Annotated in this window: 7 protein-coding genes and 1 pseudogene; 1 reads left to right on the top strand and 7 read right to left on the bottom strand. The window is 44.7% G+C overall.

Translation table 11 applies throughout. From position 1 onward, the window contains the following. Nucleotides 1–145 precede the first annotated feature (145 nt). Entirely contained in the window at nucleotides 146–1279 is a 1134-nt protein-coding gene (locus AC3OH0_RS07110) for an NAD(P)/FAD-dependent oxidoreductase (RefSeq protein WP_498345300.1), read from the top strand. Here the strand turns inward: AC3OH0_RS07110 and AC3OH0_RS07105 are convergent. The 7 genes and pseudogenes from AC3OH0_RS07105 to AC3OH0_RS07075 form a co-directional block, all read right to left on the bottom strand. Further along, nucleotides 1276–1740, bottom strand: a complete 465-nt coding sequence (locus AC3OH0_RS07105; RefSeq protein ID WP_498345299.1) for a molybdenum cofactor biosynthesis protein MoaE — start codon at nucleotides 1738–1740, stop codon at nucleotides 1276–1278. The genes AC3OH0_RS07110 and AC3OH0_RS07105 overlap by 4 nt on opposite strands. Nucleotide 1741: 1 nt before the next feature. Continuing rightward, nucleotides 1742–1972, bottom strand: a complete 231-nt coding sequence (locus tag AC3OH0_RS07100) for a MoaD/ThiS family protein (protein ID WP_498345298.1) — start codon at nucleotides 1970–1972, stop codon at nucleotides 1742–1744. Between the two features lie 6 nt (nucleotides 1973–1978). After that, nucleotides 1979–2413 (bottom strand): cyclic pyranopterin monophosphate synthase MoaC, encoded by a 435-nt coding sequence (moaC, locus tag AC3OH0_RS07095; protein WP_498345297.1) that lies wholly within the window; start codon nucleotides 2411–2413, stop codon nucleotides 1979–1981. Between the two features lie 8 nt (nucleotides 2414–2421). Continuing rightward, nucleotides 2422–3342, bottom strand: coding sequence for a GTP 3',8-cyclase MoaA (gene moaA, locus AC3OH0_RS07090; protein ID WP_498345296.1), 921 nt, complete (start codon nucleotides 3340–3342; stop codon nucleotides 2422–2424). Then, a complete protein-coding gene (locus AC3OH0_RS07085; RefSeq protein WP_498345295.1) occupies nucleotides 3335–4474 on the bottom strand; it encodes an ABC transporter ATP-binding protein in 1140 nt (379 codons plus the stop codon). The genes moaA and AC3OH0_RS07085 overlap by 8 nt, the downstream gene beginning before the upstream one ends. 6 nt (nucleotides 4475–4480) lie before the next feature. Continuing rightward, nucleotides 4481–5242, bottom strand: coding sequence for a molybdate ABC transporter permease subunit (locus tag AC3OH0_RS07080; protein ID WP_498345294.1), 762 nt, complete (start codon nucleotides 5240–5242; stop codon nucleotides 4481–4483). Beyond that, nucleotides 5235–5510 (bottom strand): annotated as a pseudogene (locus tag AC3OH0_RS07075) (hypothetical protein); the annotation flags it as partial. The pseudogene AC3OH0_RS07075 and the gene AC3OH0_RS07080, both read right to left, overlap by 8 nt.

Below are 5510 nucleotides of genomic sequence, written 5' to 3'. Positions count from 1 at the left end.
GGCCCATGCCAAGGGACTACTTGCTTGTTAATGATTGCCAGGATTCTCATGCAGAAAACAGGAAAGTCTTTTGAAGAAGTCTTTTTACCAAGTAACCGCCCGCCCATTCACCCGGTTAAGTTGAAAAACTTTGTAGGTGGTGGTCGTGAAAGCTGAGGTAGCAGTTATTGGCGGAGGTGTTATAGGCGTCCTAACCTCAGCGGCTCTGCTTGAGAAGGGTATTCAAAATATTGTTATAATCGAGAAGAATTATCCAGGCACAGGCGGGAGTTTTAGATGTGCTACAGGTATTAGAGCAAGCTTCACGAGCAGGGAACATGTAGAAGTCATGAAAAGGGCCATCGAGCTCTGGCCTATTTTATCATCCAAGTACGGTATTAAATACTCACGGGATGGCTACCTCTGGGTTCTTACAAGGGAACCGGATGTGGAGTTTTTCAAAAAAGTTGTCGAATTTCAAAACTCAAGAGGAGTCCCCACAAGAATGATAGGGCCTAGCCAGGTCCAAGAGCTTGTACCCACCATGAGAACCCATAAAATCATATCGGCAGTTCACGACCCCTTGGCTGGGAAGGCAAACTGCTTCGAAGCAGTGTTGAATCCGTTAAAAGTGTTGAGAAAACAAGGTGTTTCAATCCTTACCCGTACCCAGGCTAATAAATTAATAGTTGAGAATAACACTGTTAAAGGGGTTTCCACGGATAAAGGAGTCATAAACGCGGATCAGGTTCTCGTGGCCGCGGGCGGCGAGTCTAGAAGCCTCTTGAAGACAATAGGGATCGATCTCCCCATTAGGAATCTTCCGAAACATGTAATGGTTACTGAAACATTTAAGCCATTCATCAAGCCGTTAATAATTGATTGGTCAACGTCTTCGTACATACTTCAACTCCTACACGGCAACTTCTACATTGGTGCGGACATCCCTGAGCAGTACGATGTCGAGGCTTCTAATAAGCTGGAATTTCTGAGGAAAGCGGCTAAGGTTTGGACCGAGTACTTCCCATGGCTGAGAGAGGTTTATATACTGAGATACTGGACCGGCTACTACGATATGACCCCTGATCACCACCCTATCATAGGGCCGATTAAGGAAGTTGAAGGACTATATGTCGCGGCAGGCTTCAGCGGACACGGCTTTATGATGGCCCCTGCTGTCGCCGAGGCACTTGCTGAGTACATGACTGGTGGGAAACCCGTTGTTGAAGAATTTGAAAACCTGAACTATGAGAGATTCGTTAAAGGAGAGATTATCAAGGAGATCGCGGTCTTTGGCTAACCCTTTTCCCTGGGTATTCTTGTTGAATCACCAACAATCCAGTAGTCTCCGTCACACCTGTGCTCCAGCTTGAAAACCGGGACTTCCTTTTTAACCCTTTCTAACGCCTCAGCGAGAGCCGGCATCACGTTAACTCGGCTTTTACCGGCTACAGCTATTACTAAGGTTAACTCGCCGGGCTTCAACTCCCCTACCCGGTGATATATCAGTATTCCTTGAAGACCGTATTTCTCAGCAATCTCGTAAGCTATCTGGCTCATCACTCTCTCAGCCATGTCTTTGATTGCAGAGTATTCCAGTGAGAACACTGTCGAACCGTTAACATCCCCTTTAACTAACCCTATGAACAATCCTACACCGCCTACATAGTGATCCGGGTCGGCTTTAGCGAGCTCGCTCATTATCGAGTCCAGCGCGAGAGGCTCCTCCTTATCTAAGATTTTCACGCTCACAAACACCATCCTAGCCACCTGAAAAAGGAGGAGTTAGAAGCACTTCATCACCGTCTTTCAAAACCCTGTTTAAGTCTGCTTTTTCCTTGTTAACGAAAACCACTGGAGAAATCCCCCTATACTCTAAACCGCCGAGAAGGATTTCAATCAAATCTTTAACGGTTAAACCATCATCCACCTCAAAAACTCCCTCCCTAACTTTCTCGGTAAATATGGAGTACGCCTTTACTTTAACCTTCATCATTAATCAACCCAGGGGCTTCTTGACTTTAGAAATAACCCTTACATCAGTTATCACTGTTTCAGGGTACTGACCGTTTTCATCCTTCTCATACTTTTTCACCATATCCCATATGTTGAGTAATGCCGCTGTCGCCCCTGCCAAAGCCTCCATTTCAACCCCTGTCTTAGCGGTTGTTTTAACGGTCACGTAGACCCGAACTCCTTCTTCTTCAATAGAGAAGTCTACTTTAACATTAGATATTGGTATGTTGTGTGTCAGAGGAAGTAGTTCCGTGGTTTTCTTAACACCAAGAATTGCCGCAATGATTGATGCATCGAGAACGTCTCCCTTCTCCACTTTTCCACTTCTTATTAACTCTACAGTGGTTTTCTTCAGCTTGATGAAACCGGTTGCAATAGCTTCTCGCTGAGACTCGGGTTTTCCCGAGATATCAACCATGTGAACACTCATGGCTGATTCCTCACGAAATAGGGCTTTCTAAGGGAGACGGCTTTTTTAATTTTCTCAACTACTCCATACTCATCCCTATTCTTTAATTCTTTACTAATATCAATGAACGGGTCCTCCATGAAAATACAGGTTTTAATCCACCCTTCCGGGGTTAGCCTCAGCCTTGAACATCTCGCACACAAGTCTGGGTTTCCATAACCTCTTATCACAGTTGCTTTTATGCCTGAAGGTAATGTGTAAACAGGCCTGTTTTGAAAGCTGGAGATCACCATGCTTGAGGAGTTCTGCGTTAATTTTTCAACAATAGGGTCAAGGCTTGTTCTCTGCTCTAAGTAAACGTTGTAAGGGGTTCCGAGAGGAATAAGCTCGATAACGTTAACGTCAACCCCTCTCGATGAGGCATATTCAAGTATCTTCTCAAATTCTCCGATGTTTATTTTCATTGCGAGGAAGTTTATCTTCACCCTGATACCGTGTTCTATGGCTTGTTCGATTCCTTCAAGAACTAGCTTAACGTTAGCCTTTGTGCGTGTAATGGCTTGATAGACTTCATCGTTAAACGAGTGAACACTAACGTTAACTCTATCAAGTCCTGCATCAGCGAGGGCTCCGGCCAGCTTTTTCAGAAAATAGCCGTTCGTAGATAGGGAGACTTCCTTTGAATATTCCCGAATCCCTTTAACTATAGCAGAAATATCTTCTCTAATCAGCGGCTCACCCCCTGTGATTTTAAAGTAAGATATTCCGAGTTTAGAGGAAACGTATGCTAGATAGCGGTAATCCTCAGGGGTCAGTACTTCCATTCTTTTTAAACCAGTCAAACCCTCCCTATGGCAAAATATACAGTTATAATTACATCTTGACGTGACAACTACTCTGAAACTATCCACCGTTCTTCCAAAAAGATCTTTAAGCATCTACATCACCATTGGACTTGTACTTTTCTATTACTGAAATAGAGTTCTCAGGGAGGAGAATTGTTAGACAATTCTTAGAGACTTCGCCACGTAGTTTCTCCCATTCTCCACGAGACACGTCTGCTCGAACTTTCAACGAACCAACCTCTAACACAAGTGTTACTTGTCCGAATTTTTCAACCGCATCTAACAAATAAGCTTTTAGGGCATTTACCTTAATACTCTCCTGGCACTCTGGGGTTAATCTTAAACCATTAGGCGGGAAAACAATATTGACTAAGCCTCCTTCTACAAGTTTTCTCCCAATACTATTCGTTTTTGCGAGTACTAGGGACTCGCCTACTTCTACGAGGTATTTTCCAGGTTCAACGTTTCGAACAATCCTTCCTTCAAGCACGTTGAACCCTAAAGATTTCGCCAAATACTCGTCTTCCACCGTGTCGTCGGAGAGGAAGGGGGAGTTGTGAGTGATCATCCTCCCAGTTAGTACAAGCACCCTACCCCGGAACCAGAATGCATCCTCAACATCGTGTGTTGCAATGATTGTTGTAATCCTATACGAGTTTAGAAGCTTTTTTAAGTCTAAACGGAGTAAGGGTTTACTCGCCGGATCAATAGATGAGAACGGCTCGTCGAGCAAAAGGAGTTTAGGCTCTGTTACAAGAGCCCTTGCCAGCGCAACTTTCTGCTTCAACCCGCTGCTGAGCGCCGGCGGCTTCGTGTTAGAATACTTCTCCAAGTTCATCAGTTCTAAAATACTTCTAACCTTCTCCTCTTTCTCATGCTTGCTGAGAGGTTTCTTGGCAAGCCCTAACATAACGTTATCCCGCACGGTCAAGTGGTCGAAGAGAGCGTAGTCCGATGGTACGTAGCCTATTTGCCTCAGATGCGGGGGAATATTAACTATTGCTCGGCCACTACTCCCATCGGCCTTGAATACAAGGTTGTTTTCAAGGATTACCCTGCCTTTAAGCGGGGATACCAGCCCGGCAATAGCTTTGATCAGGGTTGTCTTACCCGAGGCGTTGGGACCCATTAAAACAGCAATTTCCCCCTTCTCCAATCGGAACGAGATATCCTCTATGATTGGAACACGGTCAAAAGCTACTGTTAATTCCTCCACTGCAAGCATCACTGCTCACCTCTCTAACATACTGGTTAAAAATAAAATCATATAGGCTATGAGTACGTAGCTGGATAAAGCGTAAGCCAACAATATGATGTCCCCGTATTGGTTAACAAAATACAATGCTATTGGGAGAGTGACCGTCCTTCCCCTTATTCCTCCTCCAAGTATTAGCGAGGCCCCGAAGTCGCCGAAAGCGCGCGCGAAAACGAGGAGAGCCCCGGATACCACCTGGGGTTTCAGAGATGGAAGGAAAATCCTGTACAAGGCTTCTATTCTACCATAGCCTAGTGTTCTCGCAACCTCCTCCAGGGATGGCGAAATGGTTTTGAAAACAGCTGCAAAATATATTAGTCCGATAGGGAAGGCGAGGAAACACTGCGCGACGACAATCCCATTAAAACTATTAATTATAACCAAGGACTCATTAAGGGTTCTTCCAAGAGGGTTCTTAACAAGGAATGTTAGGAGTATTAAACCACTGGCTGATGGGGAAAGAACGTATGGTATGCTCAGCAACGCCCTAAGGGCGTGCTTGCCTTTCAAATCCTGCCGCGAGAACCAGTAAGCGACTGGTATGCTGAGCATTAAAACTATAGTGGTGGTTATCAAGGATGTTTCAACGGAGAGTATTGCAGACTCTTTTATCTCTTGAAGCAGTTCAGTACTGGATAAAGGACTTGAGAGTGCTACGTAGAAAACTGTCCCAATAATTATCAGCTGAAAGGCTATTATGAACCCCGCCACCATGCTTAGAGGAGTTAACTCACCCATGAGCCCCACCATATTGGCAGGCTACGGGAACCTGCCAAGCATGTTCACGGTATGGAGTGTTTCTCTCTAATTCCTCAATTGTTTGATAATAACCTAGTTTGCTCAATTCACCGCTTTTACTTGCATGCTCTAGAACGGTTTTCAAAACTTTTTCAGCAAGATCCGGGTTTTTACTGGTTTTCAAAACGCCGATCAGTTGGCAATCTATTCCTGGTATTTCATTAGGGTCGAGCCATATGATTTCAGTGTCGTTGGAATACCAGTAATG

The sequence above is a fragment of the Thermosphaera sp. genome, from assembly GCF_059755995.1.
The sequence above is the reverse complement of the archived record's forward strand: the minus strand, read 5'-3'. Positions and strand labels throughout refer to the sequence as shown.

Bases quoted from the DNA above. Each gene is read 5' to 3' on its own strand.
- moaA (WP_498345296.1), bottom strand. From the start codon at position 3,342: ATGCTTAAAGATCTTTTTGGAAGAACGGTGGATAGTTTCAGAGTAGTT.
- moaC (WP_498345297.1), bottom strand. From the start codon at position 2,413: ATGGTTGATATCTCGGGAAAACCCGAGTCTCAGCGAGAAGCTATTGCA.
- AC3OH0_RS07080 (WP_498345294.1), bottom strand. From the start codon at position 5,242: ATGGGTGAGTTAACTCCTCTAAGCATGGTGGCGGGGTTCATAATAGCC.
- AC3OH0_RS07105 (WP_498345299.1), bottom strand. From the start codon at position 1,740: ATGGTGTTTGTGAGCGTGAAAATCTTAGATAAGGAGGAGCCTCTCGCG.
- AC3OH0_RS07100 (WP_498345298.1), bottom strand. From the start codon at position 1,972: ATGAAGGTTAAAGTAAAGGCGTACTCCATATTTACCGAGAAAGTTAGG.
- AC3OH0_RS07085 (WP_498345295.1), bottom strand. From the start codon at position 4,474: ATGCTTGCAGTGGAGGAATTAACAGTAGCTTTTGACCGTGTTCCAATC.